This is a genomic window from Roseospirillum parvum, from assembly GCF_900100455.1.
Lineage (GTDB): Bacteria > Pseudomonadota > Alphaproteobacteria > Rhodospirillales > Rhodospirillaceae > Roseospirillum > Roseospirillum parvum.
The window spans coordinates 471782-495832 of record NZ_FNCV01000001.1; the positions used below are offsets into that span (position 1 = coordinate 471782).

The 24051-nt window shown below is 70.9% G+C and carries 21 protein-coding genes; 8 read left to right on the plus strand and 13 right to left on the minus strand.

Annotation, left to right across the window (positions count from 1 at the left end; all coding sequences use genetic code 11):
- Positions 1 to 321 precede the first annotated feature (321 nt).
- The gene (locus BLR95_RS01965) at positions 322 to 900 is read left to right on the plus strand and encodes a transposase (protein WP_176787521.1); all 579 of its coding nucleotides are present in this window, start codon (positions 322 to 324) and stop codon (positions 898 to 900) included.
- 4 nt (positions 901 to 904) lie between these two features.
- A complete protein-coding gene (locus tag BLR95_RS01970) occupies positions 905 to 1255 on the plus strand; it encodes a hypothetical protein (RefSeq protein ID WP_092614555.1) in 351 nt (116 codons plus the stop codon).
- A gap of 253 nt (positions 1256 to 1508) precedes the next feature.
- Here the strand turns inward: BLR95_RS01970 and BLR95_RS15665 are convergent, their stop codons facing one another.
- Positions 1509 to 2099 (minus strand): HMA2 domain-containing protein, encoded by a 591-nt coding sequence (locus BLR95_RS15665; RefSeq protein WP_281241281.1) that lies wholly within the window; start codon positions 2097 to 2099, stop codon positions 1509 to 1511.
- 63 nt (positions 2100 to 2162) lie between these two features.
- Here BLR95_RS15665 and BLR95_RS15670 point away from each other — a divergent pair, with 63 nt between their 5' ends.
- The 5 genes from BLR95_RS15670 (at position 2163) to purU (ending at position 8644) form a co-directional block, all read left to right on the plus strand.
- Positions 2163 to 3380: an MFS transporter gene (locus BLR95_RS15670; protein ID WP_176787525.1), complete on the plus strand. Its 1218-nt coding sequence runs from the start codon at positions 2163 to 2165 to the stop codon at positions 3378 to 3380.
- Between the two features lie 91 nt (positions 3381 to 3471).
- Positions 3472 to 4044, plus strand: a complete 573-nt coding sequence (locus BLR95_RS01980) for a peroxidase-related enzyme (RefSeq protein WP_092614561.1) — start codon at positions 3472 to 3474, stop codon at positions 4042 to 4044.
- A gap of 70 nt (positions 4045 to 4114) precedes the next feature.
- A complete protein-coding gene (locus tag BLR95_RS01985) occupies positions 4115 to 5725 on the plus strand; it encodes a bacteriohemerythrin (RefSeq protein ID WP_176787527.1) in 1611 nt (536 codons plus the stop codon).
- A gap of 129 nt (positions 5726 to 5854) precedes the next feature.
- A complete protein-coding gene (locus BLR95_RS01990) occupies positions 5855 to 7669 on the plus strand; it encodes a S49 family peptidase (RefSeq protein ID WP_092614567.1) in 1815 nt (604 codons plus the stop codon).
- Between the two features lie 120 nt (positions 7670 to 7789).
- Positions 7790 to 8644, plus strand: a complete 855-nt coding sequence (gene purU, locus BLR95_RS01995; RefSeq protein ID WP_092614570.1) for a formyltetrahydrofolate deformylase — start codon at positions 7790 to 7792, stop codon at positions 8642 to 8644.
- 159 nt (positions 8645 to 8803) lie between these two features.
- On the opposite strand, the gene BLR95_RS02000 is transcribed toward purU, so the two are convergent.
- Genes BLR95_RS02000 through BLR95_RS02025 form a run of 6 tightly spaced genes read right to left on the minus strand, consistent with a single transcriptional unit; the run spans position 8804 to position 15325 of the window.
- The gene (locus BLR95_RS02000; protein WP_092614573.1) at positions 8804 to 9655 is read right to left on the minus strand and encodes a 3-hydroxyacyl-CoA dehydrogenase family protein; all 852 of its coding nucleotides are present in this window, start codon (positions 9653 to 9655) and stop codon (positions 8804 to 8806) included.
- A 30-nt stretch (positions 9656 to 9685) separates the two neighbouring features.
- Positions 9686 to 11491: an acyl-CoA dehydrogenase family protein gene (locus BLR95_RS02005; RefSeq protein WP_092614576.1), complete on the minus strand. Its 1806-nt coding sequence runs from the start codon at positions 11489 to 11491 to the stop codon at positions 9686 to 9688.
- A 15-nt stretch (positions 11492 to 11506) separates the two neighbouring features.
- A complete protein-coding gene (locus BLR95_RS02010) occupies positions 11507 to 12277 on the minus strand; it encodes a FadR/GntR family transcriptional regulator (RefSeq protein ID WP_092614579.1) in 771 nt (256 codons plus the stop codon).
- Positions 12274 to 12981 carry an SDR family NAD(P)-dependent oxidoreductase gene (locus BLR95_RS02015; RefSeq protein WP_092614582.1) on the minus strand — a complete coding sequence of 236 codons (708 nt, stop codon included), beginning with the start codon at positions 12979 to 12981 and terminating at the stop codon, positions 12274 to 12276. The genes BLR95_RS02010 and BLR95_RS02015 overlap by 4 nt, the downstream gene beginning before the upstream one ends.
- Positions 12978 to 14255, minus strand: a complete 1278-nt coding sequence (locus BLR95_RS02020) for an acyl-CoA dehydrogenase family protein (RefSeq protein ID WP_176787529.1) — start codon at positions 14253 to 14255, stop codon at positions 12978 to 12980. Before BLR95_RS02020 ends, BLR95_RS02015 begins: the two co-directional genes overlap by 4 nt.
- A 20-nt stretch (positions 14256 to 14275) precedes the next feature.
- Positions 14276 to 15325: a phosphotransferase family protein gene (locus BLR95_RS02025; protein ID WP_092614585.1), complete on the minus strand. Its 1050-nt coding sequence runs from the start codon at positions 15323 to 15325 to the stop codon at positions 14276 to 14278.
- Between the two features lie 173 nt (positions 15326 to 15498).
- Between BLR95_RS02025 and BLR95_RS02030 the strand changes: the two genes are divergently transcribed.
- Positions 15499 to 16518, plus strand: a complete 1020-nt coding sequence (locus BLR95_RS02030; RefSeq protein WP_092614587.1) for an NAD(P)H-quinone oxidoreductase — start codon at positions 15499 to 15501, stop codon at positions 16516 to 16518.
- Position 16519: 1 nt separating this feature from the next.
- Here BLR95_RS02030 and BLR95_RS02035 read toward each other — a convergent pair whose 3' ends face one another.
- The 6 genes from BLR95_RS02035 to BLR95_RS02060 form a co-directional block, all read right to left on the minus strand.
- On the minus strand, positions 16520 to 18025 hold the full coding sequence (locus BLR95_RS02035) for a RimK family protein (RefSeq protein ID WP_092614590.1): 1506 nt from the start codon (positions 18023 to 18025) through the stop codon (positions 16520 to 16522).
- The gene (locus BLR95_RS02040) at positions 18022 to 18564 is read right to left on the minus strand and encodes a GNAT family N-acetyltransferase (protein WP_218119450.1); all 543 of its coding nucleotides are present in this window, start codon (positions 18562 to 18564) and stop codon (positions 18022 to 18024) included. Before BLR95_RS02040 ends, BLR95_RS02035 begins: the two co-directional genes overlap by 4 nt.
- 129 nt (positions 18565 to 18693) lie before the next feature.
- Positions 18694 to 21009, minus strand: a complete 2316-nt coding sequence (locus BLR95_RS02045) for a nitric oxide reductase activation protein NorD (RefSeq protein ID WP_092614593.1) — start codon at positions 21007 to 21009, stop codon at positions 18694 to 18696.
- Between the two features lie 271 nt (positions 21010 to 21280).
- On the minus strand, positions 21281 to 22111 hold the full coding sequence (locus BLR95_RS02050; RefSeq protein WP_092614596.1) for a CbbQ/NirQ/NorQ/GpvN family protein: 831 nt from the start codon (positions 22109 to 22111) through the stop codon (positions 21281 to 21283).
- Positions 22112 to 22210: 99 nt separating this feature from the next.
- Positions 22211 to 22564: a ribulose bisphosphate carboxylase small subunit gene (locus BLR95_RS02055; protein WP_092614598.1), complete on the minus strand. Its 354-nt coding sequence runs from the start codon at positions 22562 to 22564 to the stop codon at positions 22211 to 22213.
- Positions 22565 to 22602: 38 nt separating this feature from the next.
- Entirely contained in the window at positions 22603 to 24024 is a 1422-nt protein-coding gene (locus BLR95_RS02060; protein WP_092614601.1) for a form I ribulose bisphosphate carboxylase large subunit, read from the minus strand.
- Between the last annotated feature and the right edge of the window lie 27 nt (positions 24025 to 24051).

The window sequence follows — 24051 nt, forward strand, 5'->3', positions numbered from 1 at the left end:
GGCAGGCATGGCCAAGTCAGCAGGCATGGCCAAAGTCGGCAGGCATGGCCAAGTGGCCGCGGCAGGTGGCCGTCTGTCCTGGCGAGGCGCCGTAATCATTCAAATCAGGCTAGACCAAGGGTCCGGCAATCAGCAAGCGAAGAGAAGTACCTTGAAAACCCGGTAGATGAGTTGGTTACCCAAGGGATCAATTTAAGGGGTGGCGCAAGATTTACGTTGCGAATGCGTCGCAATGACACTAGCCTCCGGTCCAACAGTCGATGCTTGGTCCCGCGCCAGGCTCGCCAACCAAGCCCACAAGAGCATTCCAGGAGAGTCGTCATGCGTTTCGAATCCGCCCACCACGATGAGTCCTCCGGCCACGGCTACCCGCCTCCCCTCCACACGGTCGGTCGGGTGTCCCCCCTGGATGCCCAGTTCCGCATGTTGGATCCGGAGTCGGCCGAGGCCGTGCTGCTCAACCTGCGTTGGTCGCGGGGGCGACCGCTGTGCCCTCACTGCGCGTGCCGGCAGGCCTACCGCCTGGCCTGCCTCGAGTCGGGCGGGGCGCGCTTCAAGTGCGCCCGTTGCCGGCGCCAGTACTCGGCCCGCCGGGGGACGCTGCTCGAGCGCTCCAACATTCCGACCAACCGGTGGCTGGTCGCCATCGACCTTTATCTGATGACCGCCCGGCGCGGTCTGGCGACCCGCATCAAGCAGTCCACCGGGGTCAGCTTCAAGACGGCGGCGGCCATGGTGCGCCGCCTCAAGGGGGCGGGTGAGGACCCGGTGGTGATGGCACGGCGCCGCCAGCTGCTGGCCGAGGGGCGCGTCCTGACCGACGAGTCCGGGCCGGCCGCGATCAGGTCCGCCGCCGCGCATCGGCCGCTGGAACGCCGGCTGGCCGTGGTTGGGGCATAAGGGCATGTCCGGCAAATCCGATACCGCCAAGCCGTTGTCCTCAAAGCCGTCATCCGCCGAGGCCGCCGCCCGCAAGGCGCGCCGCCGTGGCATGGAACGGACCGCCGCCAAGAATGCCATGATGGCCAGCATGGGGGCCCTGGTCCTGACCGGCTATCTGGCCGCCCGGGGTGGGCGGCGCGACACCGCCTCGTCGCGGTTGTGGCACATGGTCGCCGGGGTCGGGCTGCTCGGCACCACCTATTGGCACCACACCCTGTATGGGCGCGGCGAGGCCGTGGCGCGCCAGCCGGCGCCCCGATCCAAGGTGACTGAAGACAGGCCGAAGCCGCTGGTCAAGGTGGTCGGCGCCTGAGGCGATGCCGCCTGTCGGGGGGCACGGGGGGCGGACTCTGAGGGGGGCCGTCCCCCGTTGTCTTGTGGGGTCACGGAAGCCGCGGGCTTCCATTTCTCGGGTTCTCGGGCAGAGGGAAACCTGAAAAACCAAGGGCGCCCCATCGCCTCCCCGCAAAGTGGGGCCGATGAGGCGCCCTCAATCCCGTTGCGCCGGGCCCGGGGTGCCTTCCGGCAATCCAGGCTGCGTTTCGGGGCGGCCGTTGGCCGTTTTCTTAGCGGATGGCCGCGGTGACCAGCGAGGCGACGCCGCGCTCGACGCTGGACTTCAGCACCGCCCCGAACAGGGCGCGCCCGAACGCCGCCCCCAGGGTGGTGGCGCTGCTGTTCATGAAGCGGGCATCGATGGTCGGCGCCGGACGGGCCGCGCGCGGGGCCGGCATCGGCACCGGCAGGGCCGGGGCGGCGCCCAGGCCGTGGGCTTCCAGGTGGGTCCACAGGGTCTCGGGATCGAGGCGGGTCGGATCGTAGAGCACCACCAGGCTCGAGGCCCGCGGGCGATGGGCCACGTCATCGACGCCGGGCAGGGCCCGCAACTGGTGACACAGCGACCGCGTGGCGCGGGACTCATGGGCCAGGCGACGATCACGCAGGCGCAGGCGGCCGGGAACCTGATGGACGTAGCTCATGGCGCGACAAACTCCCTTAAAGCGGGGATCACGGGGCCTGGCAAGGGCCCCGCAGGGAGCCCGGCCAGGTTCGATATGCGGATGATAATCGGTCGCAAAGCCCCTGTCCAGGGATATCGGCTCCCAAACCCACGGACCCGCCCGTGGGACGTTCCCGGGCGTCGCGGTTCCACCCAAGCCCTTGAGAAGGCTCCCTCAACCGGGTACAGGTGGAAGCCCCATCGCTGCCTGGACAGTCCCATGACCACCGCCAAGCCGCCTCTGCCCCGGCCCACCGCCGCCGCTTCGTCGCCGGTGCCGGTGAGCCGGCGAGCCTTGATCCTGGTCCTGTTGCTGTCGGGCCTCGGCGGCATGTTCGTCGGCATTGTCTTCCCCCTGGTCGCCCTGGCCCTGGAGTTGAAGGGCGAGTCGGGGGCGGTGATCGGCCTCAACTCCACCTTTGGGTCGCTGGGCATTCTCACCATGGGGGTGCTGACGCCGCGCCTGCTGGCCCGCTTCGGCACCGTGCCGGCGTTGATCGGGGCCTCGCTGCTGACCACCCTGACCCTGCTCGGCTATCTCTTGAGCGACGCCCTGCCGTGGTGGTTCGTGCTGCGCTATGTGCAGGCCCTGGGCATGGGGCTGATCTGGGTGGGCACCGAGTCATGGCTCAACAGCCTGGCCCCCGACCATCGCCGGGGCACGGTGATGGGCGCCTACTCGATGATTTTCAGCGGCGGCCTGACCCTGGGCCCGGTGATCATCGCGGGGCTCGGCGGGGTCGGCCCGCAGACCTTCCTGGTCGTCGCCGCGCTGCCGCTGCTCTGGCTGCCGATGATCTGGAGCCTGCGCCGCGTTCCCACCCCGGCCGAGGCCCATCCGGCCGAGGGGGCGGCGCCAATCACCATCAAGGGGGCGCCGGGGCTGTTCCTGTTCGCCGCCGCCGCCGGCATGATCGAGGTCGCCTGCATCACCCTGATGCCGGTGTTCAGCCTGCGCAACGGCCTGCCCGAGGACCTCGCGCTGGTTGGCCTGACCGCCTTTTCCGCCGGCGCGCTGGTGATGCAATTGCCGCTCGGGCGCATCGCCGATCGTCTGGCGCCGGATGTCATGATGCTGCTCACCCTGGCCGGCACCCTGGTTCCCGCCGCCCTGCTGCCGTGGGCGGTGGGGCAGGGGACGGGGGCGCTGTTTCCGGTGCTGTTCCTGCTCGGCGGCTTCGGTTTCGGGCTCTACACCATCGGTCTGACGGTGATGGGCAAGCGCTATCAGGGCAGCGCCCTGCTGGCCGCCAACGCCCGCTTCATGATCGTCTACGAGGCCGCCGCCGTGGCCGGCCCGGCGATCGGTGGGCTGGGGCTTGACCATGCACCCCGGTTTGGCCTGCCGGCCTTCCTGGTGGTGGTCATCGTGCTGGTCATGGCGGTGGTGGCGGGGCGTGGCCTGACGCGTTGGCGGAACCCGGACCCGTCCCCCTGATCGGCGGTTGTCGCCGGGGGCTTGCCGGGGACGGTGGGCTGGGTCACCCTGAATGGGCGAGGTTCCACGCTTGGCCAGAGGAGGGTGTCCCGTGCCACAGCCCGACCATGTGATCCGCCTGGAGTTGCCCGAGAACCCGGACATCGGCCCGGAAATGCGGGCCTTCTTCGAAAAGTGCGAGGAAAAGCTGGGCATGGTGCCCAACGTGCTGCGCGCCTACACCATGCATCCGGAAAAGCTGAAGGCCTTCTCGGCCTACTACAACACCCTGATGCTGGGGCCCTCCGGCCTGAGCAAGCTGGAGCGCGAGATGATCGCGGTCACCGTGTCGTCGGCCAACCGCTGCTACTACTGTCTGGTGGCTCATGGCCAGGCCATCCGCCAGTTGGCCGAGGACCCCGAACTGGGCGAGATGATCGCCTTCAACTATCGGGTGGCCGAGTTGCCGGCGCGGCAGCGCCGCATGCTGGATTTCGCCTGGAAGCTGACGGTGAGCCCCCACGAGGTCGCCGAGGCCGACCGCCAGGGGCTGCGCGACGAGGGCTTTTCCGAGGCCGACATCTTCGACATCATCGACGTGGCGGCCTTCTTCAACTACACCAACCGGATGGCCCACGGCACCGACATGATCCCCAATGCGGCGTATCATCGCCGCGACCGCTGAGCAGCGCTTCGGGTCTTTTCGGATACCACATCGACCATGCCCCGATATTGACCATGCCCCGATATTGGCCATGCCCATAGTCTGGCGCCAGCGGATGAGCGTCGGCGATCCGGCCATCGACGCCGACCACAAGCGTCTGATCGCCATCGTCAACGAGTTCGAGGACCTGATCGCCAGCGGCGGCGACAGCGACCGGCTGTTCGCCCTGCTGCGCGACCTGCACGACTACACCCAGGAGCACTTCGCCCGCGAGGAGGCCCTGCAACGGCGCATCGCCTTCCCCGAGGCGACCGCCCACGCGGCCCGCCACCGCGCCCTGATGGGGCAACTGGAAAGCCTGTTCGTGCGCTGCGCCCACGCCAAGAGCGAGGCCAACCGCCGCCTGTTGATGGTCGAGATCGAGCACATGCTGCGCGATTGGCTGGTCGAGCACATCATCCGGGAAGACTTGCGCATGCGGCCCTACATCCTGGCCGCCCGGGGCCAGAAGGACCCGGCCGGGGCGCCGCCGCCCCGGCTCGATCCGCCGCCGCCCCGGCCCGACCCACCGCCCGACCCACCGCCCGACCCATTGCCCGTCCCGCCGCCCGCCCCGCCGCCCGACCCATCGTCCGCCCCGCCACCCGCCCGGCCCGCCCCGCCGCCCGCCCGGCCCGTCCCCGAGCCGGCGCCGGTCGCGCCGCCGCAAACCAGGCCGGCGCCCACCCCGCCGCCATCCCCCGAGCCGAGGCCCCAGGCGGCGGCCCGGCCCGCCGTCGCGCCGACGGCCCGGCCAGTTCCCAAAGCGGCTCCCACGCCGGCTCCGGCATCCGTCCCCAGACTGGCCCCGCCGGCTGCCAGACCGTCTTCGCCGCCGGTCAGGGCCCCCGGTTCGGCCAAGCCATCCGACAGAACGACGCCGGCCCAGGCGCCAGCCGCCAAGGCGCCGCCCACCGCCAAGGCACCGCCCACCGCCAAGGCACCGCTCACCGCCCGGGGCCCGGCCGCGCCGCCGGCCGGCCCCGGCAAGGGGGGCGGTGTCGGGCTGGAGACGGCCGGCGGCGTCCCCCCGGCCAAGCCGAAACCCGGCCTCGAGACCGCCCCGGCCGAGGCGCCCCGGAAGACACGTCGCGAGGTCGGCATCGAGCTGCGCGAAACCCCGACCAAGGCCAAGGCGACCCCGGCCGGGCTCGATCTCGGACCGATCCTGGCGGCCCATGCCGAGTGGCTCGACTCGGGTGGCCGGGGGGGTGCCCGGGCGGTGCTCAAGGGCCAGGACCTGGGCGGCGCCGATCTGGCCGGGGCGCGGCTGGCCAACGCCGACCTCAGCGAGGCCGACCTCAGCGACGCCACCCTGGCCGGGGCCGATCTTTCCGGCGCCGACCTGCGGCGCGCGGTGTTCGCCGCCGCCAACCTGACCGGGGCCCAGCTCGGGGTCAGCCGGCTGCGCCATGCCGACCTGCGCATGGCCCAACTGGGCGAGGCCAACCTGCGCGGCGCCGATCTGGCCGGGGCGCGCTTCGCCGGGGCCGAGGTCGGCGGGGCCGATCTGGCCGGCGCCAACCTGTTGCAGACCGACCTCGCCGACGCCGACCTCGGCCAGGCCGAGGGGCTGACCACGGCCCAGGTGGCCAGCGCCCGCCTCAACGCCAAGACCCGTCTGCCGGCCGGGGTGCGCCGGCCGGTCAAGGCCGCCGGCTGAGCGCGCCATCACCGAAGACGGGGGATCGCCAAGCGGTTAGGCGTTTCCAGTCCGGGCAAGGTCCAGTAGGCTGCCCGGAACATCGACATCCCGCCGTCCGTCCCCCGCCATTCCACGGAGTCTTCCTCCATGCGCACCTTCGGCAAGGTCGTTCTTGGCATTCTCGCCTTCCTCGGCGTGCTGTTCATGGTTCTGGTGGGGGCCGGGGTGTGGGGCACCCTGACCCTGACCCGGATGGCCGAGGAACAGGGGCCGGAGCCACCCGAGGCGGCGGTGCTGACCCTGGACCTGGACCAGCCGCCGGGAGGGCCGCGGGGGCCGGCCGCCCTGTTCTCGACCCGCACCGCGCCGCTGCCGCCACTGCTCGGCACGGCCGAGGCGCTGCGCCGGGCGGCCGATGATCCGCGCGTCGTCGGGCTGGTCGCCACCCTGTCGAGCAGCCCGCTGGGCATGGCCGAGGTGCAGGAACTGCGGGCCGCCATCAAGGACTTCCAGGCCGCCGGCAAGCCGGCCATCCTGTTCAGCGAGACCCTGGCCGAGGGCAACGCCACCGTCGACTACTATCTGGCCAGCGCTTTCGGCGAGCTGTGGCTGCAACCCTCCGGCGCCCTGGCCACGGTCGGCCTGTCGATGGAAATGCCGTTCCTGCGCGAGGCGCTGGCCGAGATCGGCGTCCGCCCCTCGTTCAGCACCCGGCACGAGTACAAGTCGGCGATGGACAGCCTGACCCGCGCCGACATGGCGGCGCCGGTGCGCGACAACCTCAACCGGCTGATGGTGTCCTGGTTCACCCAGATCGAGAGCGCCGTGGCCGAGGATCGCGGGCTGTCGGTGGAAACGGTGCGCCGGCTGATCGACAACGCCCCGCTGGTCGCCGCCGAGGCGCTGGACGCCGGGCTGGTCGATCATCTGGGCTACGCCGATCAGGTGACGGTCGAGGTGGACGAACGCCTGGGCGAGGAGCGGATGAGTCTGGACGCCTATGTGAACCTGCTGGCCGCCGAGCAGGCGGTCCCGGCCGACGACGAGGGCCACCGCCCGCGCGTCGCCCTGATCGACGCCACCGGCCCCATCGTGCGCGGCGACGGCCAGACCCCCGGCCCGCTGGGCGGCAACGCCAGCGTCGGCGGCACCCGGCTGGCCCGCGACCTCATCAAGGCCGGCGAGGACGAGGAAATCGACGCCATCCTGCTGTTCGTCGACAGTCCGGGCGGCTCCTACGTCGCCTCGGACACCGTCTGGCGGGCCATCGACAAGGTGCGCGCCGAGGGCACCCCGGTGGTCGCCCTGATGGGCGACGTGGCCGGCTCGGGCGGCTACTTCATCGCCATGAACGCCGACCGCATCGTGGCCCGGGGGGGCACGGTGACCGGCTCCATCGGGGTGGTCGCTGGCAAGTTCGTGCTGGAAAAGCTGTGGGACAAGCTGGGCGTCACCTGGGAGGGCATGATGATCGGCGCCAACGCCGGCATCTGGAGCCCCAACCGCGACTTCAATCCGGCCGAGCAGGCCCGCTTCGAACACCATCTGGATGTGATCTACGCCGATTTCGTGGGCAAGGCGGCGGCCGCCCGGGGGGTCGACGAGGCGGCCATGGACGGCCTCGCCCGGGGCCGCGTGTTCAGCGGCGTCGATGCCCTCGAAAACGGCCTGATCGACGCCCTGGGCGGCTACCCGGCGGCGCTCGAGGCCCTGCGCGAGGTGCTCGACCTGCCAGTCGGGGCGGAACTGAGGGTCAGCCTCTACCCCAAGCCCAAGCCGCCCTTCGAGCGCCTGCTGGAGGACCTTGGGAACGGCCAGGGCCTGCCCTTCGCGGCGATGCGCGGCCTGCTGCTGCTGGCCGCCCTGGAGCAGCGGGCCGAGGTGGTGATGCCGCTGCTCGAACCGCTGGCCCCGCTGCCCGGGCCCCTGACCACCCAGGGCGTGCCCGTCGATCCGGGCTGACCCGGGGCCGGTTGCCTCGCCGGCCGGATTGGGCTATGTCCCGCTGCGGCCCCTTCTTTTTGAGGACCCAGTTTCGAGGGCCCGGTTTCGAGGGCCCAGTTTCGAGGACCAGACCCGCCCATGGCCGAGCACCTGTTCATCCTCAACCTGTGTTGCCAGGATCGCCCGGGTCTGGTGGCGTCGGTGACCACCGAGCTGGCCGCCATCGAGGCCAACATCGCCGAAAGCGCCCAGTTCTGGGACCGCCAGTCGGACCGCTTCTTCATGCGGCTGGCCTTCACCGTGCCCGAGGGCGTGGACCACGAGGCCATCGACCGGGCGCTGGACAGCCCGGTTGAGCGCTTCGGCATGAAGACCACGCTGACCGACACCACCCGCCGGCCGCGCGTCATCATCATGGTGTCGCGCTTCGACCATGCCATGCTGCATCTGCTCTACCAGATCCGGGTCGGCTGGCTGGACGCCGAGGTGGCGGCCATCGTTTCCAACCACGAGGCCAACCGGCGCACCGCCGAGCTGGAAGGCATTCCCTTCCACCACCTGCCGATCAACTCGGACAACAAGGAGGCGCAGGAGGCGGCGCTGCTCGACCTGGTGCGCGACAGCGGGGCCGACCTGGTGGTGCTGGCGCGCTACATGCAGATTCTGTCCGAGAAGCTGTCCAACCGGCTGTACGGCAAGGTGATCAACATCCACCACTCGTTCCTGCCCAGCTTCAAGGGGGCCAAGCCCTATCACCAGGCCCACGAACGCGGGGTGAAGCTGATCGGCGCCACGGCCCACTACGTGACCGCCGATCTGGACGAGGGGCCGATCATCGAGCAGGAGACCGAGCGCGTCTCGCACGCCCTGTCGCCGCAAGACCTGATCGCCAGCGGCCGCGACATCGAAAGCCGCGTCCTGGCCCGCGCCGTGAAGCTGCACCTGGAGCGTCGGGTGATGCTGAACGGCCGCAAGACGGTGGTGTTCGACTAGGGCAAATCCCGGGCGATCCGGAACGGATCGCCCAAACCGGATCGCCCGGGATTCGCGCTCGGCCCTAGAGCAGATCGCGCCCAATCTGAATCGCCAAGCGATTCAGATTGGGCGCGTGAATCTGCTCTCGATTCAATGATTTAGAGCACGGACCGTGCTCTAGCCGACCCGCCAGCCCTTGCCGGCGCGCCGCCCGTCGTGCCCGGCGGCCACCTTCTGGCGCAGCAGCGGGCGGGGCATGAAGCGCGGCCCGTAGGCCTGGTGCAGAATGTCCTGGACGTCCTCGCACAGCCCGTTGCCGACCAGATCCATCAGCTCGAAGGGGCCGACCGGGTGGCCCAGGCCGAGGCGGCAGGCGGTGTCCACCTCTTCCGGGGTGCACACCTCCTCCTCGACCAGCCGCACCGCCTCGATCATCAAGGCGTGCAGCACCCGGTTGACGGCAAAGCCGGCCACGTCCTTGACCTTGATCGGCGTCTTGCCGACGGCCCGGCACAGGGCGAGCACGCGCTCCACGGTGTCCGGCGTCGTCTCGAAGGCCGGGATCACCTCGACCAGCGGCATGCGGTGGACCGGCGAGAAGAAGTGGGTGCCAAGAAAGAGCTTTTGCCGCTCGGCCGAGGTGGCGGCGGCCAGGGAGGAGATGGGCAGGGTCGAGGTGTTGGAGGCGAACAGGCAGTCGGCCGGGGCGAGGCGGTCGAGGCGGGCGAAGGTCTCGCGCTTCACCCCGGCGTCCTCGAACACCGCCTCGACGATCAACTGGCGGTCGGCGTAGGCCTCAAGGTCGTCGACCACCGTCAGGTTGGCCAGGGCGGTGGCCTGTTGCTCGGCCGTGAACAGGCCGCGCCCGACGGCTTTTTCCAACAGCGTTTCCAGCTTGCCGATGACCCCGGCGCGGGTTTCGGGATTGGCGTCGGTGAGCAGGGTCGGGTGGCCGGCCATGGCGAAGGTGAGGGCGATTTCCGAGCCCATCATGCCGGCGCCGACGACGCCCACGGGAAGGCGGTGCATGGGTGTTCTCCCTGGTCTGTGGTGGGGTGCTCAGAAACAGTCCTCGGGCAGGCTGGCCCAGGTCCCGTCGAGGACCGCGAGGCCGTCCAGCCAGGGGCCGACGCGGGGCAGCTCCCAGGCGAAGAAGTGGTGGCAGGCGGCCAGCTTGCCGGTCAGGAAGGCGTGCTCGGCGGCGGCGGGAGCGGCGTCGAGGCCGGCCTGGGCCACTCGCGCCTGCTTGAGCCACAGCCAGGCGACGACCACATGGCCCAGCGCCTCCAGGTAGACCGAGGCGTGGCCCAGGGCGGTTTCGGCCCGCCCGCCGGCCATGGCCGCGAGCAGCCCGGCGGTGGTGGCGCGGACCCGGACCAGGATGTTTTCCAGCGCCCCGGCATGGCTGGCCAGGGGCGGCGTGTCGCGGCTGGCGGCGATGGTCGCCTCGATGCGGTCGCACAGCAGCGCGAAGGCGGCGCCGTCCTCCTGGCGCACCTTGCGGCCCAGCAGGTCCTGGGCCTGGATGCCGTGGGTCCCCTCGTGGATGGGGTTCAGACGGTTGTCGCGCCAGGTCTGCTCGACCGGGTAGTCGCGGGTGTAGCCGTAGCCGCCCAGCACCTGGATGGCCAGATTGTTGCCCTCCAGACACCATTGGCTGGGCCAGCTCTTGGCGATCGGGGTCAGGATGTCGAGCAGACGGCGGGCCTCGGCGCGGGCCGGCGCGTCGTCGGCGGTGTGCTCGTCGTCGATCAGCCGGCCGCAGTACAGGGTCAGGGCCAGGGCACCCTCGGCATAGGCCTTCTGGGCCAGCAGCATGCGCTTGACGTCGGCGTGGCGCAGGATCGGCACCTGCGGCGTGGCCGGGTCCTTGGCCCCGGGCGGGCGGCCCTGGGCGCGCTCGCGGGCGTAGGCCAGCGACTGGCGGTAGCCGGCGTGGCCCAGGGCGGCGGCCCCGTTGCCGACGATGACCCGGCTTTCGTTCATCATGTGGAACATGGCGGCCAGCCCCTGGCCCGCCTCGCCGACCAGCCAGCCGGTGGCGCCCTCGGCCTCGCCGAAGTTGAGCAGGGTCGAGGTGGTGCCGCGATAGCCCATCTTGTGGATCAGCCCGGCCAGGGCGATGTCGTTCTTCTCGCCCGGGGCGCCGTCCGGCCCGGGCAGGAACCTGGGGACCAGGAACAGGCTGATGCCCTTGACCCCGGGCGGCGCGTCGGGCAGCCGGGCCAGCACCAGATGGACGATGTTGCGGGCCAGTTCGTGCTCGCCGCCGGAGATGAAGATCTTGGCGCCGAACAGCCGGTAGCTGCCATCCTCCTGTGGCTCGGCCCGGGTGCGCAGGTCGGCCAGCGAGCTGCCGGCCTGGGGCTCGGTCAGCGCCATGGTGCCGAAGAAGTCGCCGGCCAGCAGGGGCGGCAGCCAGGTTTCCTTCTGCGCTTGCGAGCCGAACACCGAGATCAGGTTGGCCGCCGCCTGGGTGAGGAAGGCGTAGGTCATGGTCGAGATGTTGGCGGCGCTGAACAGGGCGTTGATGGCCAGATTGACGCTGTAGGGCACTTGCAGTCCGCCCCATTCGGCGTCGCCCACGGCGGCCATGAAGCCGGCTTCCGAGAACCGCCGCAGCGCCGCGCCGACCTCGGGGATGGTGACCACCCGGCCGTTTTCCAGACGCGGCTCGGCTTCGTCGGCCTTGCGGTTGTGGGGGGCGAAGTGGTCGCGGGCCAGGGCCTCGGCGGTGTCGAGCATGGCGGCGATGGTGTCGCGGCCGTGGTCGGCGTGACGCGGGCGCTCGGCCAGCCGCTCCACCTCAAGCAGATCGAAGAGCAGGAAATCCAACTCGCGGCGCGGGATCAGGCTGTCGTCCATGGGTTTCTCTCGTGCTCACTCGGGGGCGGTGCGGCGATCCACGGCGGCGTCCATGTCCAGGCCCTGGACATCGTAGCCGCGCTTGAAGTCGACGATGTGGCGCCGCATCCAGGCCTCGGCGGTGGCCGCGTCGCCGCTCTTCAGGGCGGTGAGGATGGCGCCGTGCGCCGCGATCAGCCGCTGGACGGCGGTGTGGCCCTTGGCGTGGTTGCCGAACAGCGGCCGGATGGCCGGGTAGAAGAGCAGCGACATGGGCTCGCGGCAGAGGATCAGGGCGCGGTTGCCGGTCGCCTCGGCGATCAGGGTATGGAATTCCACATCCCACGGGGTGATCGGCTGACCGGCCTCGGCGGCGGCGAGGGTGGCGGCCAGGTTTTCCTCCAGGCGCTCCAGGTGGGCCGGATCGGCGCCCAGGGCCGCCTCGGCGGCGGCGGCGGGCTCCAGGGCCATGGCGACGCGCCACAGCTCGCGGAAGGTGACCCGCTGCATGACCATGGCCCGCGACACCCGGGGCGCCAGTTCGGCGGCGTGGGGCAGGCTGACGTGCAGCCGCCGGCCGGCCTCGCGGCGCACCAGCCCGGCCTGTTCCAGAAGCCGGATGCCCTCGCGCACGGTCGAGCGGTTGAGGCCGAACTGATCGGCCAGGGCGGTCTCGGTGGGCAGGCGGTCGCCTTCGCGCAGACGGCCGGCGACGATCTCGCCCTCGATCGCCTTGAACACCATCTGGTAGGCCGAGGGGACCTCCAGGCGCTCGAACAGGCTGCTGTCGGCGGGGCTTGCGGTCATGGCATGAACGAGCCGCCGTTGACCGGCAGCGTGGCCCCGGTGATGTAGGCCGCCTGGGGCGAGCACAGGAAGGCGATGGCCCCCACCGCGTCCTCCATGGTGCCCAGGCGGCCCAGCGGGTTGGCGCGGATCAGGCGGGCCCGCTGGTCGTTGGAGAAGGCGTCGCCCATGCTGCCCTCGAGCACCGAGGGGGCGACGGCGTTGACCCGCACCCCGTGCCGCGCCCCTTCCAGGGCGTAGGTCTTGGTCAACTGGTGGACCGCCGCCTTGGAGGCACCATAGGCCGGGTGCAGGCCGGGATAGCCGAGCTGCCCGGACAACGAGCCGAGATTGACGATCACCCCGCCGCTGCCGGCGGCGATCATGCTTTCCAGGGCCGCCGCGCAGCCGTGCCAGGTGCCGCTCAGGTTGACCGCCAACAGGCGCTGCCAGTCGGCCTCGCTGGCCTCGCGCACCGGGGTCATGGCGAGCAGCCCGGCGGCGTTGACCCAGGCGGCGAGGCCGTCCTCGGCCGCCACCCGCCGGGCCAGGGCGAAGACGGCGTCCCGCTCGGTGACGTCCAGGCGGTGGTCGATCACCCCGGCGACCGGGCAGGGCTTGAGATCGGCGCCGTGGACCCGCCGTCCCTGGTCCAGGAAGCTCCTGGTCAGGGCGCGGCCCAGGTCGCCGGCGGCCCCGGTGATGACCACCGCGCCGGCGGTCATCGCGCGCCGTCCGGGCCGGGCGCCTTCAAGGCCTCGGGCGGGGTCAGGTAGGGGATGGTGCGGCCCAGGTTCTCGCGCGCCGCGCGGATCTCGCGCCGGGCGATGGTGCGCAGATGGACCTCGTCGGGCCCGTCGACGATGCGCAGCGCCCGGCCCCAGGTCCACAGGAAGGCGAGCGGGGTGTCGGGGGTCAGGCCGGCGGCGCCGAAGGTCTGGATGGCGCGCTCCAGGATGGTGGTTTGCAGGCGCGGCACGATCACCTTGATCATCGCCACCTCGTTGCGCGCCGCCTTGCTGCCCTTCTGGTCGATCAGCCAGGCCGCCTTGAGGACCAGCAGGCGGGCCTGCTCGATGTCGCAGCGGGCCAGGGCGATCCACTCCTGGATGGTGCCATGGTCGGCCAGGTACTTGCCGAAGGTGCGGCGCTCCAGGGCCCGCTCGCACATCAGCTCAAGGGCCAACTCGCACTGGCCGAGGGAGCGCATGCAGTGGTGGATGCGCCCCGGGCCGAGCCGCGCCTGGGCCAGCTTGAAGCCCTCGCCCTCGTTGCCGAGCAGGTTGGTCGCCGGCACCCGGACATCGCGGAAGACCACCTCGCAGTGCCCCTCGGGCGAGGTGTGGTGCATGATCGGGATGTTGCGCACCACCTCGAGCCCCGGCGCGTCCATGGGGATGAGGACCATGGAATGGCGGGCGTGCGGCTCGCCGTCGGGGTCGGTGATGCCCATCAGGATGCACAGCTTGCAGCGCGGGTCGGCGGCGTTGGTGGTGAACCACTTGCGCCCGGAGATGACGTAGTGGTCGCCGTCGTGGCGGATGCGGGTCTCAAGGTTGGTCGGGTCGGAGGAGGCGACGTCCGGCTCGGTCATCGCGAAGCAGCTTCGGATGTCGCCGGCGAGCAGGGGTTTCAGCCACTGCTCGTACTGCGCCGGAGTGGCGAACAGGTGCAGAAGCTCCATGTTGCCGGTGTCCGGGGCGTTGCAGTTGAAAACCTCCGGGGCCCACGGCAGGCGGCCCATGATCTCGGCCAGCGGGGCGTAGTCCAGGTTGGACAGCCGGGTCCCCGGCTCGTCGTCGCGCAGGCCCGGCAGGAACAGGTTCCACAGCCCCTCGGCCTTGGCCAGGCCCTTCAGGTCCTCGATGAAGGGCGGCGGGAATTCGCCCTTCTCGACGTGGGCCACCCAGGCCGGGTGGCGGGGCAGGATGTGGTTGTCCATGAAGTCCTGGACCCGGCGCTGCATGTCCAGGCCCTGCTCGGTGAAGGGAAAGGGCACGGGGGGAGTCTCCTGATCTGTCAGCCGTGGGAGTCGATGAGGGCCAGCGCCTGATGGGCGAAGGCGCGCGCCTTGGCGCCCACCGCCACCGCGTCGGCGCTGGCCGCGTTGCCGCGCCGGGCCCGGGCGGCGATGCCCTCCAGGATCATGGCGAAGCGGAACAGGGCGACCACCTCGTGGAAGGGGCTGAGGCTGGGCGGCCGGCCCCGGGCGGCGAAATAGCGGGCCACATGGTCCTCGGCCGGCGGGATGCCGAGGGCGGCCAGATCCAGCCCCCCGATGCCGCCATAGGCCTCTGGCCCGACGCGCCAGAACATCAGGGTGTAGGCCAGATCGCCCATGGGGTGGCCGAGGGTCGACAGCTCCCAGTCCAGCACCGCCACCACCCTGGGCTGGGTGGGGTGGAACATCAGGTTGCCGATGCGGTAGTCGCCATGACACAGGCAGCCGTCGCCGTCGTCGGGCGGCTGGTTGTCGGCCAGCCACTGGATCAGGGTTTCCGCCTCCGGCATGTCCGAGCCGGCTTCCTCCTGGTCGTGCCGGTACTGTCGGGTCCAGCGCCGCACCTGACGTTCGAAGTAGTTGCCGGGCTTGCCGAAATCGTCCAGGCCGACGGCTTCCACATCGACCTCGTGGAGGGCGGCCAGGGTGTCGGTCATGGCGTGGTAGCAGGCCCGGCGTTCCTCGGCCGACAGCCCGGGCAGGGCGCTGTCGTGGAACACCCGGCCCTCGACATGCGCCATCACGTAGAACGGCGTGCCGGTGATCCCGGAATCCTCGCAGAAGAGCAGCATCTCGGGCACCGGCACCGGGGTGCCGGCCAGGGCGGCCATCACCCGGTATTCGCGGTCCACGGCATGGGCCGAGGGCAGAAGCTTGCCCGGCGGCTGCTTGCGCAGGACCACCGTGCGCTTGGGAAAGCGCAGGAAATAGGTGGGGTTGGACTGACCGCCGCCGATCCTCTCGATGCCCATCGGCCCGTTGCCCAGGTCGGGCAGGGCCTGGCGCAGGTGGGACTCGACCGGGCCCGGCCGCAGGCCGCCCGGATCGTCGCTGTGCTGGTTGGTCATGCGCCTCCCCCGGCTGCTGGCGGCCCATTTTCAGGCCGATTATCCGTTTGTCGGACAAAGCATGGCCGAGGGCCGCCGGCCTGTCAATCCTGATGGGTTGGCCGGCCTTGACGCGCCGGCCGGATGCCGCGACGGTTGCCGCCGATCCGTTGACCCCGCCAGGAGCTCCCGACATGTCCGACCTGCCCGAGCGCATGACCTTCATCCACCTGACCGAGGCCGGCCCGGCGGACCATCTGGTGCCGGCGGAAGGTCCGCTGCCCCAACCCGGGCCGGGCGAGGTGCTGATCCGGGTCGCCTTCGCCGGGGTCAACCGGCCGGACGTGTTGCAGCGCCAGGGCAGCTATCCGCCGCCGCCCGGGGCCACCGACGTGCTGGGCCTGGAGGTGGCCGGCACGGTGGTCGCCGCCGGCCCGGGGGCGACGCGCTTTGCGCTCGGCACCCCGGTCTGCGCGCTGGTCATCTCGGGTGGCTATGCGGCGTATGCGGTGGCGGTGGAAAGCCACTGCCTGCCGGTGCCCGAGGGCTTCTCGCTGGCCCAGGCGGCGGCCCTGCCGGAGACCTTCTTCACGGTGTGGAGCAACGTTTTCCAGCGCGGCCGGCTGGCCGCCGGGGAGACCCTGCTGGTGCACGGCGGCTCGAGCGGCATCGGCACCACGGCGATCCAGCTTGCCAAGGCCTTCGGGGCGCGCGTGCTGGTCACCGCCGGCAGCCCCGAGAAGTGCCGGGCCTGCGAGGACCTGGGCGCCGAGCGGGCGATCAACTACCGCGAGGAGGCATTCGAGACGGTGGCCCGCGAGGTCACCCAAGGGCGCGGCGTCGACGTCATCCTGGACATGGTCGGCGGGGCCTACGTGCCGCGCAACCTGAAGGCGCTGGCCGATGACGGCCGGCTGGTGCAGATCGCCTACCTCGACTCGCCCAAGGTGACGGCCAACTTCGTCCACCTGATGACGCGCCGCCTGACCTGGACCGGCTCCACCCTGCGCCCCCAGTCGGCCGAGGCCAAGGCGGCCATCGCCGGCGAGCTGGCGGACAAGGTCTGGCCGCTGTTGGATCAGGGGCGGCTGGCCCCGGTGATCCACGCCACCTTCCCGCTGGCCCAGGCGGCCCAGGCCCACGCCCTGATGGAAAGCAGCCGGCACATCGGCAAGATCCTGCTCGAATGCCACGGCGAGCCGGCGGCTGGCTGACTCAGCGCAGCCCCGGACGGGTCCCGTTGCTGATCGGCGGCGGGCGGGTCTCGATGCGCCTGACGAAGCTTTCCAGCAGGGTGCGGTAAAGGCGATCCTTCGACACCTTGTCCTCCACCCCGGACTCCAGGCTGGGGTTGTCGTTGACCTCGATGACGAAAACCCCTTCGGCGTTCTGCTTGAGGTCGACGCCATACAACCCGTCGCCCATCAGGCGGGCGGCGGCCAGGGCCGGGGCGATCACCTCGGGCGGGGCGTCCTCGATGGGCAGGGTGGTCCAGCCGCCGGTGGTCACCCGGCCGTCGTCGCCGTGCCGGTAGATCTGCCAGTGGCTGGGCGCCATGTGGTACTTGACGACGAACAGCGGCGCCCCGTCGAGCACCCCGACCCGCCAGTCGAACTCGGTGGGCATGAACTCCTGGGCCAGGATCAGGTCGCTGTCGGCGAACAGCTTCCTGGCCACGCGGCGCAGCTCGGCCGGGCTCTCCACCTTGACCACGCCGCGCGAGAACGAGCCGTCCGGCACCTTCAGCACCATGGGAAAGCCCAGGATGTCGGCCGCCCGGGCCAGGCGCGTCTGGTCGAGGACCACGGTTTTCGGGGTGGCGATGCCCTGGGCGGCCAGGGTCTCGGCCAGATAGACCTTGTTGGTGCAGCGCAGGATGGAGCGCGGGTCGTCGATCACCGGCATGCCTTCGTCGGCCGCCTTGCGGGCGAAGCGGAACGAGGGGTTGTCGATGGCCGTGGTCATGCGGATGAACAGGGCGTCGAACTCGGCCAGCCGGGCGTAGTCGCGCACCCCGATGCGCTCCACCGAGACACCGAGGCGTTCCCCGGCCCGCTCCAGCCGTTCCAGCGCCTTGGCGTCGGAGGGCGGAAAGGCCTCGCGGGAATCGACCAGCACGGCCAGCCGGTAGGCGATCGGACGACCCAGGGCCGGGTCGCGCCAGGCGCGCCGGGTGTGGGCCTCCAGGGCGGCGGCGAAGCGCTCCAGCTCGGCCGGGCCGAGGTCGGCCAGGGTGCGCGGCCGGATCGCCTTGACATAGGGCCCCCAGGTCGGGTCGAGCCGCACCTGGATGCGCTGGATGGGGGTGCGCAGGCGGTCGAAGGCCTGGCGCGCGACGCGGGCGAAGCGTGCATCGTCGGTGTGGCCGAAATGGACGTCGATGGAGAACGAGGCGGTGGGCGGGTCCTTCAGCCGGCGCAGGGTGTCGAGCAGCACCCGTTCCACGTCGCGGATGGCGGTCCAGGCGCGGCCCCGGTCCTTCATGCCGACGATGGTCACCGCCGAGGGGATCACCGCGTGACCGCGCGCCTCGGCGAGCAGCGAGGCATAGTAGCCCAGCCCCAGATAGACCATGTCGCGCGACAGGTTGATCAGCCGCACCGGCCCGGGGCCGACGCGGCCCGGATCGGCGATGTAGTCACGGGTGGCGAGCACCGTCAGGCCGGCGCTGGACACCGGCAGGTCGGCCGGCCGGTCGACCAGGATGACCGGGGTTTTCATGGCTCTGGTGTGAACTCCTTGCGCAGGCGCCAGCCCTCGGCGCCATCGGCGTAGTAGGCGGGCAGGGAGGTGAGGGGCCGGTAGCCGGCGCCGGCATAAAGGGCCCGGGCGGCGGCGTTGTCGGCCCGCACTTCCAGTTGAACCCCAAGGTAGCCGGCGGCCCGCGCCTCGGCTTCCAGCGCCGCCAGCAGGGCACGCCCCAGGCCCTGGCCGCGGGCCCGGGCATCGACGGCCAGCGAGTAAAGCCGGGCGTGGCGCCACCGCCGGGGCATCAGCAACAGGGCATAGGCGGCGGGCTGGCCGTGCCGGTCGATCACCAGCAGGCGATTGCGCGGGGTGTGCAGGTGATGGCGCAGGGCGCGGCGGCTCAGCCGGTCGCCGGCGAAGCTGGCGCTTTCCAGGGCCAGCAGGGCGGCCAGATCAGCCGGCCGGGCCGGGCGGGGTGAGGCCGGGGAGAGGGGGCGGGCTGGGTGCGGCGGGGAGGGGGCAGCGTGTTCGGGCAGGGCGGCGGTATCCGGGCGGCGACAGGCAGGCCGCAACAGGGCGGCCGTGGATGGACAGGTCGCCCCTAGGAGGCGACCCGTTTTTCCTTATGCGCCTTCCGATGACCGAGGTCGAGGGGGCTTTTGCCCTCCTTGCAGCCGCGTGCCCGGCCGGCCGGCGGTGCCTTACCGGGTCAGGCTGGCGAACAGGCCGGGCAGGGTTTCCGGCAGGCGGGCCATGCGGTCGATCACCGTATAGCGGCCGTCCCCGAAAATGCGTTTCACATAGGGGTCGGCCTCGGAATCGAGGGTCAGGCAGTAGGTCTGCACCCCCTGGCCGTGCAGGTCCTCCACCGCCTTCCTGGCGTCCTCGCGCAGATGCCGGGGGTCGCGCTCGTCGACGTCGGCCGGGGCGCCGTCGGTCAACAGCAGGATCAGTTTGCGCCGCTCCGGGCGGCGGGCCAACTGCGCCCCGGCGTGGCGCAGCGCGGCGCCCATGCGGGTCGACAGGCCGCCCCGCATGCCGGCCAGCCGCGCCTTCACCGGTTCGTCGAAGCCGTGGGCGAAGTCCTTGAAGCGCACATACTGCACATCGTGCCGGCTGTCCGAGGCAAAGCCGTGCACGGCGAAGGGATCACCGATGCCGGCGATGGCGGTGGTCAGCAGGGCGGCCGCCTGACGGGTCAGGTCGAGCACCGTCTCGGCCCCCTCGGCGGTGGTCTCGGGCAGCGCATCGTTGGTCGACTGCGAGAGGTCGAGCAGCACCACCACCGCCAGATCGCGCCGCCGCACCACATGGCGCAGGGTGATCCGGGGGTCCGGCTGATGGCCCCGGCGCAGCTCGATCATCGCATCGACCGCCGCCGTCAGGTCGATCTCGTCGCCGTCCTCCAGGCCCCGGTGGCGCTCCACCCCCTGCGGCTGCAAGGCGTCGATGATGTGCTGGATGCGCCGGGTCAGCGGGCGGTGGGCGTCGAGCAGGGCGTCGATGTCGGCCGGCGGCCCCTTGGGCTGGCGCCGTTCGTAGACGCTGACCCAGTCCGGGCGGTAGAGCTGCACCTGATGGTCCCACTCGGCGTAGTGGAAGGGGCCGACCACCGGCTCGGTGCCCTCCAGCTCGTTGATGGTCGTCGCCTCCTGGTCGAGCCAGAAGGGCGTCTCCAGGCGCCAGATTTCCTGGGCGTCGTCGCCGGCCAGCTCGCAGTCGATCTCGTTGACCATCTCCATCACGCTGACCGTGCGCCGCCGCTGGCGCAGCCGCGCGGGCACGTAGCCGTCGGACTCGTCGGCCAAGGGCGGGGTGAACTCGAAGACCACCCGGTTGTCGTCGCGGTAGGCCAGATCAAGCGTTTCCAGCAGGCGCAGGCTGGGCATCCGGCGCTGCTCGGTGAGCCACACGAACAGCCGCCGGCCCATCTCGAGCGACCATTTGGCGTCGTCCTGGGCCGCCGGCAGGGTGGCGCGGGCCTCGGCGGCCAGCCGGTCCAGCTCCGCGTCACCGGTTGGATGGCCGGGCTCGGCCAGGGCGCGGGCCAGCCCCTCCAGCAGCGGCAGGGTGGGGTGGGCCGGGGCCTCTCCCCGGGGCAGGGCGAGCAGCCGGCCCCACAGCTTGCCCAGGCCAGGGAACTCGGCGCGCGCCTTGTACTCCACCCGGGCGTCCTCGAACAGCCCAACCAGCAGCTTCTCGGCCGGGGCCAGATCGCCCCCCGGCACGGCGGCGCGGGTGTAGGCCAGATGGGCCGCCATGTGGGCCGCCATCGCCTTGTAGAGATCAAAACCGCTCACCCCGTCGCGGTCGTCCAGGGCATCGGGCAGGTGGACCACCCGGCCGTCGATGTAGGGCCAAAAGCCGCTGTGCTCGGCGGCCGAGGGGCGCAGGAAGAAATCACGCCCCCACAGCGCCCGAAGATAGAAGTTCAGCCGCCGCTGGGCGTCCACGAACAGGGTGCCGCGCCGCTCCTGTTGCAGCATGGCCTGGCTGTCGGCGCTCTGAAGCGCGAAGTAGCGCATCAGGTTGTCGTGGTCGCGCCGGTAGGCCTCAATGCCGAAATCGGCCCAGCGGCGCAGACCCGACAGGGTCAGCTTGCCCAGAAGATGGTCGATGTTCTGCAACATCGGTCGAAGACCGCGCGGCGCCCGGGCCGACAACTGATGCAACAGGGCCAGATAGCCGCGCACAAGATCGGGGTCGCCCAGACGCCGCGCCGCCGTCGGCAGGCTGGCCAGCAACAACGCAATCACCGCGCCCGAGGTCATCGAGGACAACTTCAAGGCCGCACCGGTGCAGTCGCCCAGCACATCCTCGCCCACCTCGCGCACCACCTCCGGCATCTCCTCCAGATAGGCCCGCACCGGATCAGCCCCCCGACCCAGACCGGACAAGGCCAAAGCCCCCTCGCCATAAGCCTGATACGCCGCCGGCGACATCACCCGAACCGCCTCGGCCGACACCGCCGACCAAACCTCCACCAACTCCGGATGCCGCTCAAACAACTGATCCATCAGAAACCTCCGCTCATCGCTCGGCTCGGTGCCCAAGCAAAGGGGCGCCGCCCCTTTGAACCCCGCTGGGGAGGCCCGAGGCCTCCCCAGACCCCACCATGAGTCAAAGCCGGGAAGAGGGGGGTATCCGGGCGCACGCGCCCGGATACCCCCCTCTTCCCGGCTTTAAGTCGCGGCGGGGGTCCGGGGGAGCCCCAGGCTCCCCCGGCGGGGGTCAAGGGGGCAGCGCCCCCTTGCCTGTGCGCCGAGGCGCGCGATGGGCGGAGGGTTCTCATGGGTCGGTGAAGAAGGTGGAGACGGCGCTGGTCAGGGTTTCGTGCATGTCGGGATCGTCGGTCAGGGGGGTGACCAGGGTCATGGTGCAGGCCAGGGTGGGGTTGACCCCTTCGGCGATCATCTGTCCGGCGTAGACCAAAAGGCGGGTGGAGATGCCTTCGTCCAGGCCGTGGCCGCGCAGGTTGCGGGCCCGGTGGGCGATCTGGACCAGTTTGTCGGCGGTGTCGCGTGGGCAGCCGGTTTCGCGGGCGATGATTTCGGCTTCCACCTCGGCTTCGGGGTAGTCGAAGGCCAGCGCGGCGAAGCGTTGCCGGGTGGAGGGTTTCAGGTCCTTCATCAGGCTCTGGTAGCCGGGGTTGTAGGAGATGACCAGTTGGAACCCCGGGTCGGCGTGCAAAAGCTCGCCTTTCTTGTCCAGCGGCAGGACGCGGCGGTGGTCGGTCAGCGGGTGGATGACGACCACCGTGTCCTGGCGCGCCTCGACCACTTCGTCGAGGTAGCAGATGGCGCCCAGGCGGGCGGCGGTGGTCAGCGGGCCGTCCTGCCAGCGGGTACCGTCGCGGTCGAGCAGGAAGCGGCCGACCAGGTCGGAGGCGGTCATGTCCTCGTTGCAGGCCACGGTGATCAGCGGGCGGCCCAGCTTGTGGGCCATGGCCTCGACGAAGCGGGTCTTGCCGCAGCCGGTGGGGCCTTTCAGCATCACCGGCATGCGCCGGGCGTGGGCGGCGGTGAACAGCTCCACCTCGTTGCCGACCGGGCGGTAGTAGGGCTCGCGGGTGATGCGGTAGGGGGCGGCCGGGTCGGTGGGGGTGTCCGGGGTGGTCATGGGGGACTCCTTGGGGGGAACTCCTTGGGGTGATCGGCAAGCGGGGGGCGGCCGGCGGCGCGGGAGTGGGGGGCGCGCCGCCGGCCTGGGGGGCGCCGGTCAGTCCATCGGGGCCTGATGGACCACCATGCTGGCGCCCTGGGTCTGGCGGACGTTGTCGTAGCCGATCAGCCGCACGTGGTGGTTGGGGTTGTCGGCCCGGCAGGCGTCGACCTCGGCGAGCACCGCGTCGACGTCGGTTTCGCCGAACATGGGCAGCTTCCACATGTACCAGTAGTTGCTGTTGGCGTGCTCGGGTTCGCTGTGCTCGATGGCCGGGGTCCAGCCGCGCGCCACGATGAACTCGATCTGCCTGCGCAACTGCTCCGGGGTCATCGGGGGCAGGTAGGAGAAGGTGCCCATGCGCCGGCTGTTGGGGTCCGACAGGCGGGAGGGATAGTCCTGGATGCTCATGGTATGGGGCTCCGTTCGCGGGGAAGGTCTGGGGTCGATCAGCGGTGCGCCACGTCGAGCTTGTCGACGGTGTCGAACTCGAACTTGATCTCCTTCCAGGTCTCCATGGCCATCTTCAGCTCGGGGCTGTGGGCGGCGGCGGCGGTCAGGATGTCCTTGCCTTCCTTTTCCAGGTTGCGGCCCTCGTTGCGGGCCTGGGTGCAGGCTTCCAGGGCGACCCGGTTGGCGCAGGCGCCGGCGGCGTTGCCCCAGGGGTGGCCGATGGTGCCGCCGCCGAACTGGAACACCGCGTCGTCGCCGAAGATCGAGACCAGGGCCGGCATGTGCCAGACGTGGATACCGCCCGAGGCGACCGGGAAGACGCTGGGCATCTGGCCCCAGTCCTGCTCGAAGAAGATGCCGCGCGAGCGGTCCTCCTTGATCACCCGGTCGCGCAGCAGGTCGATCCAGCCCAGGGTGGCGGCGCGGTCGCCTTCCAGCTTGCCGACCACGGTGCCGGAGTGCAGGTGGTCGCCGCCGAGCAGGCGCAGAAGCTTGGCCAGGACGCGGAAGTTGATGCCGTGCTTGGGGTTGCGATCCATCACCGCGTGCATGGCGCGGTGGACGTGGAGCAGCATGCCGTTGTTGCGGCACCAGCGCGACAGGCTGGCATGGGCCGCCCAGCCGATGGTCAGGTAGTCGCTCATGATGATCGGGGTGCCGATCTCCTTGGCGAACTCGGCGCGCTGGTAGATGTCCTCCATGGTCGGGGCGGTGACGTTGAGGTAGTGCCCCTTGCGCTCGCCGGTTTCGGCCTCGGCCTTCTCGATCGCCTCCTGGCAGAACATGAAGCGGTCGCGCCAGCGCATGAAGGGCTGCGAGTTGACGTTCTCGTCGTCCTTGGTGAAGTCGAGGCCGCCGCGCAGCGCCTCGTAGACCGCCCGGCCGTAGTTCTTGGCCGACAGACCCAGTTTGGGCTTGATGGTGCAGCCGAGCAGGGCACGGCCGTACTTGTCGAGCTTGTCGCGCTCGACCTGGATGCCGTGGGGCGGACCGTCGCAGGTGGTGACGAACCACAGCGGGAAGCGCACGTCCTCCAGGCGCAGGAAGCGCACCGCCTTGAAGCCGAACACGTTGCCGACCAGCGAGGTGAACACGTTGACCACCGAGCCTTCCTCGAACAGGCCCATGGGGTAGGCGATGAAGGCGTAGAAGGCCTCGTCGTCGCCCGGCACGTCCTCGATCGCGTAGGCCCGGCCCTTGTAGTAGTCGAGGTCGGTCAGAAGGTCGGTCCACACGGTGGTCCAGGTGGCGGTGGAGGATTCGGCGCAGACCGCGGCGGCCGCCTCCTCGCGCGGCACCCCGGCCTGGGGGACCACCTTGAAGACGGCCAGGAAGTCGCTGTCCCGGGGGGTGTAGTCGGGATCCCAATAGGTTTCGCGGTATTCCTTCACGCCGGCTTGGTACGTCTTGCCTGCCATGGCCCCTGATCTCCTTGGTGGGTCGTG

What these genes read in the sequence shown, in the direction of transcription:
- BLR95_RS01965 (WP_176787521.1), top strand. Translation starts at nt 322, where the DNA reads ATGCGTTTCGAATCCGCCCACCACGATGAGTCCTCCGGCCACGGCTAC.
- BLR95_RS01970 (WP_092614555.1), top strand. Translation starts at nt 905, where the DNA reads ATGTCCGGCAAATCCGATACCGCCAAGCCGTTGTCCTCAAAGCCGTCA.
- BLR95_RS15670 (WP_176787525.1), top strand. Translation starts at nt 2,163, where the DNA reads ATGACCACCGCCAAGCCGCCTCTGCCCCGGCCCACCGCCGCCGCTTCG.
- BLR95_RS01985 (WP_176787527.1), top strand. Translation starts at nt 4,115, where the DNA reads ATGCCCATAGTCTGGCGCCAGCGGATGAGCGTCGGCGATCCGGCCATC.
- BLR95_RS01990 (WP_092614567.1), top strand. Translation starts at nt 5,855, where the DNA reads ATGCGCACCTTCGGCAAGGTCGTTCTTGGCATTCTCGCCTTCCTCGGC.
- purU (WP_092614570.1), top strand. Translation starts at nt 7,790, where the DNA reads ATGGCCGAGCACCTGTTCATCCTCAACCTGTGTTGCCAGGATCGCCCG.
- BLR95_RS02000 (WP_092614573.1), bottom strand. Translation starts at nt 9,655, where the DNA reads ATGCACCGCCTTCCCGTGGGCGTCGTCGGCGCCGGCATGATGGGCTCG.
- BLR95_RS02005 (WP_092614576.1), bottom strand. Translation starts at nt 11,491, where the DNA reads ATGGACGACAGCCTGATCCCGCGCCGCGAGTTGGATTTCCTGCTCTTC.
- BLR95_RS02010 (WP_092614579.1), bottom strand. Translation starts at nt 12,277, where the DNA reads ATGACCGCAAGCCCCGCCGACAGCAGCCTGTTCGAGCGCCTGGAGGTC.
- BLR95_RS02015 (WP_092614582.1), bottom strand. Translation starts at nt 12,981, where the DNA reads ATGACCGCCGGCGCGGTGGTCATCACCGGGGCCGCCGGCGACCTGGGC.
- BLR95_RS02025 (WP_092614585.1), bottom strand. Translation starts at nt 15,325, where the DNA reads ATGACCAACCAGCACAGCGACGATCCGGGCGGCCTGCGGCCGGGCCCG.
- BLR95_RS02030 (WP_092614587.1), top strand. Translation starts at nt 15,499, where the DNA reads ATGTCCGACCTGCCCGAGCGCATGACCTTCATCCACCTGACCGAGGCC.
- BLR95_RS02035 (WP_092614590.1), bottom strand. Translation starts at nt 18,025, where the DNA reads ATGAAAACCCCGGTCATCCTGGTCGACCGGCCGGCCGACCTGCCGGTG.
- BLR95_RS02045 (WP_092614593.1), bottom strand. Translation starts at nt 21,009, where the DNA reads ATGGATCAGTTGTTTGAGCGGCATCCGGAGTTGGTGGAGGTTTGGTCG.
- BLR95_RS02050 (WP_092614596.1), bottom strand. Translation starts at nt 22,111, where the DNA reads ATGACCACCCCGGACACCCCCACCGACCCGGCCGCCCCCTACCGCATC.
- BLR95_RS02055 (WP_092614598.1), bottom strand. Translation starts at nt 22,564, where the DNA reads ATGAGCATCCAGGACTATCCCTCCCGCCTGTCGGACCCCAACAGCCGG.
- BLR95_RS02060 (WP_092614601.1), bottom strand. Translation starts at nt 24,024, where the DNA reads ATGGCAGGCAAGACGTACCAAGCCGGCGTGAAGGAATACCGCGAAACC.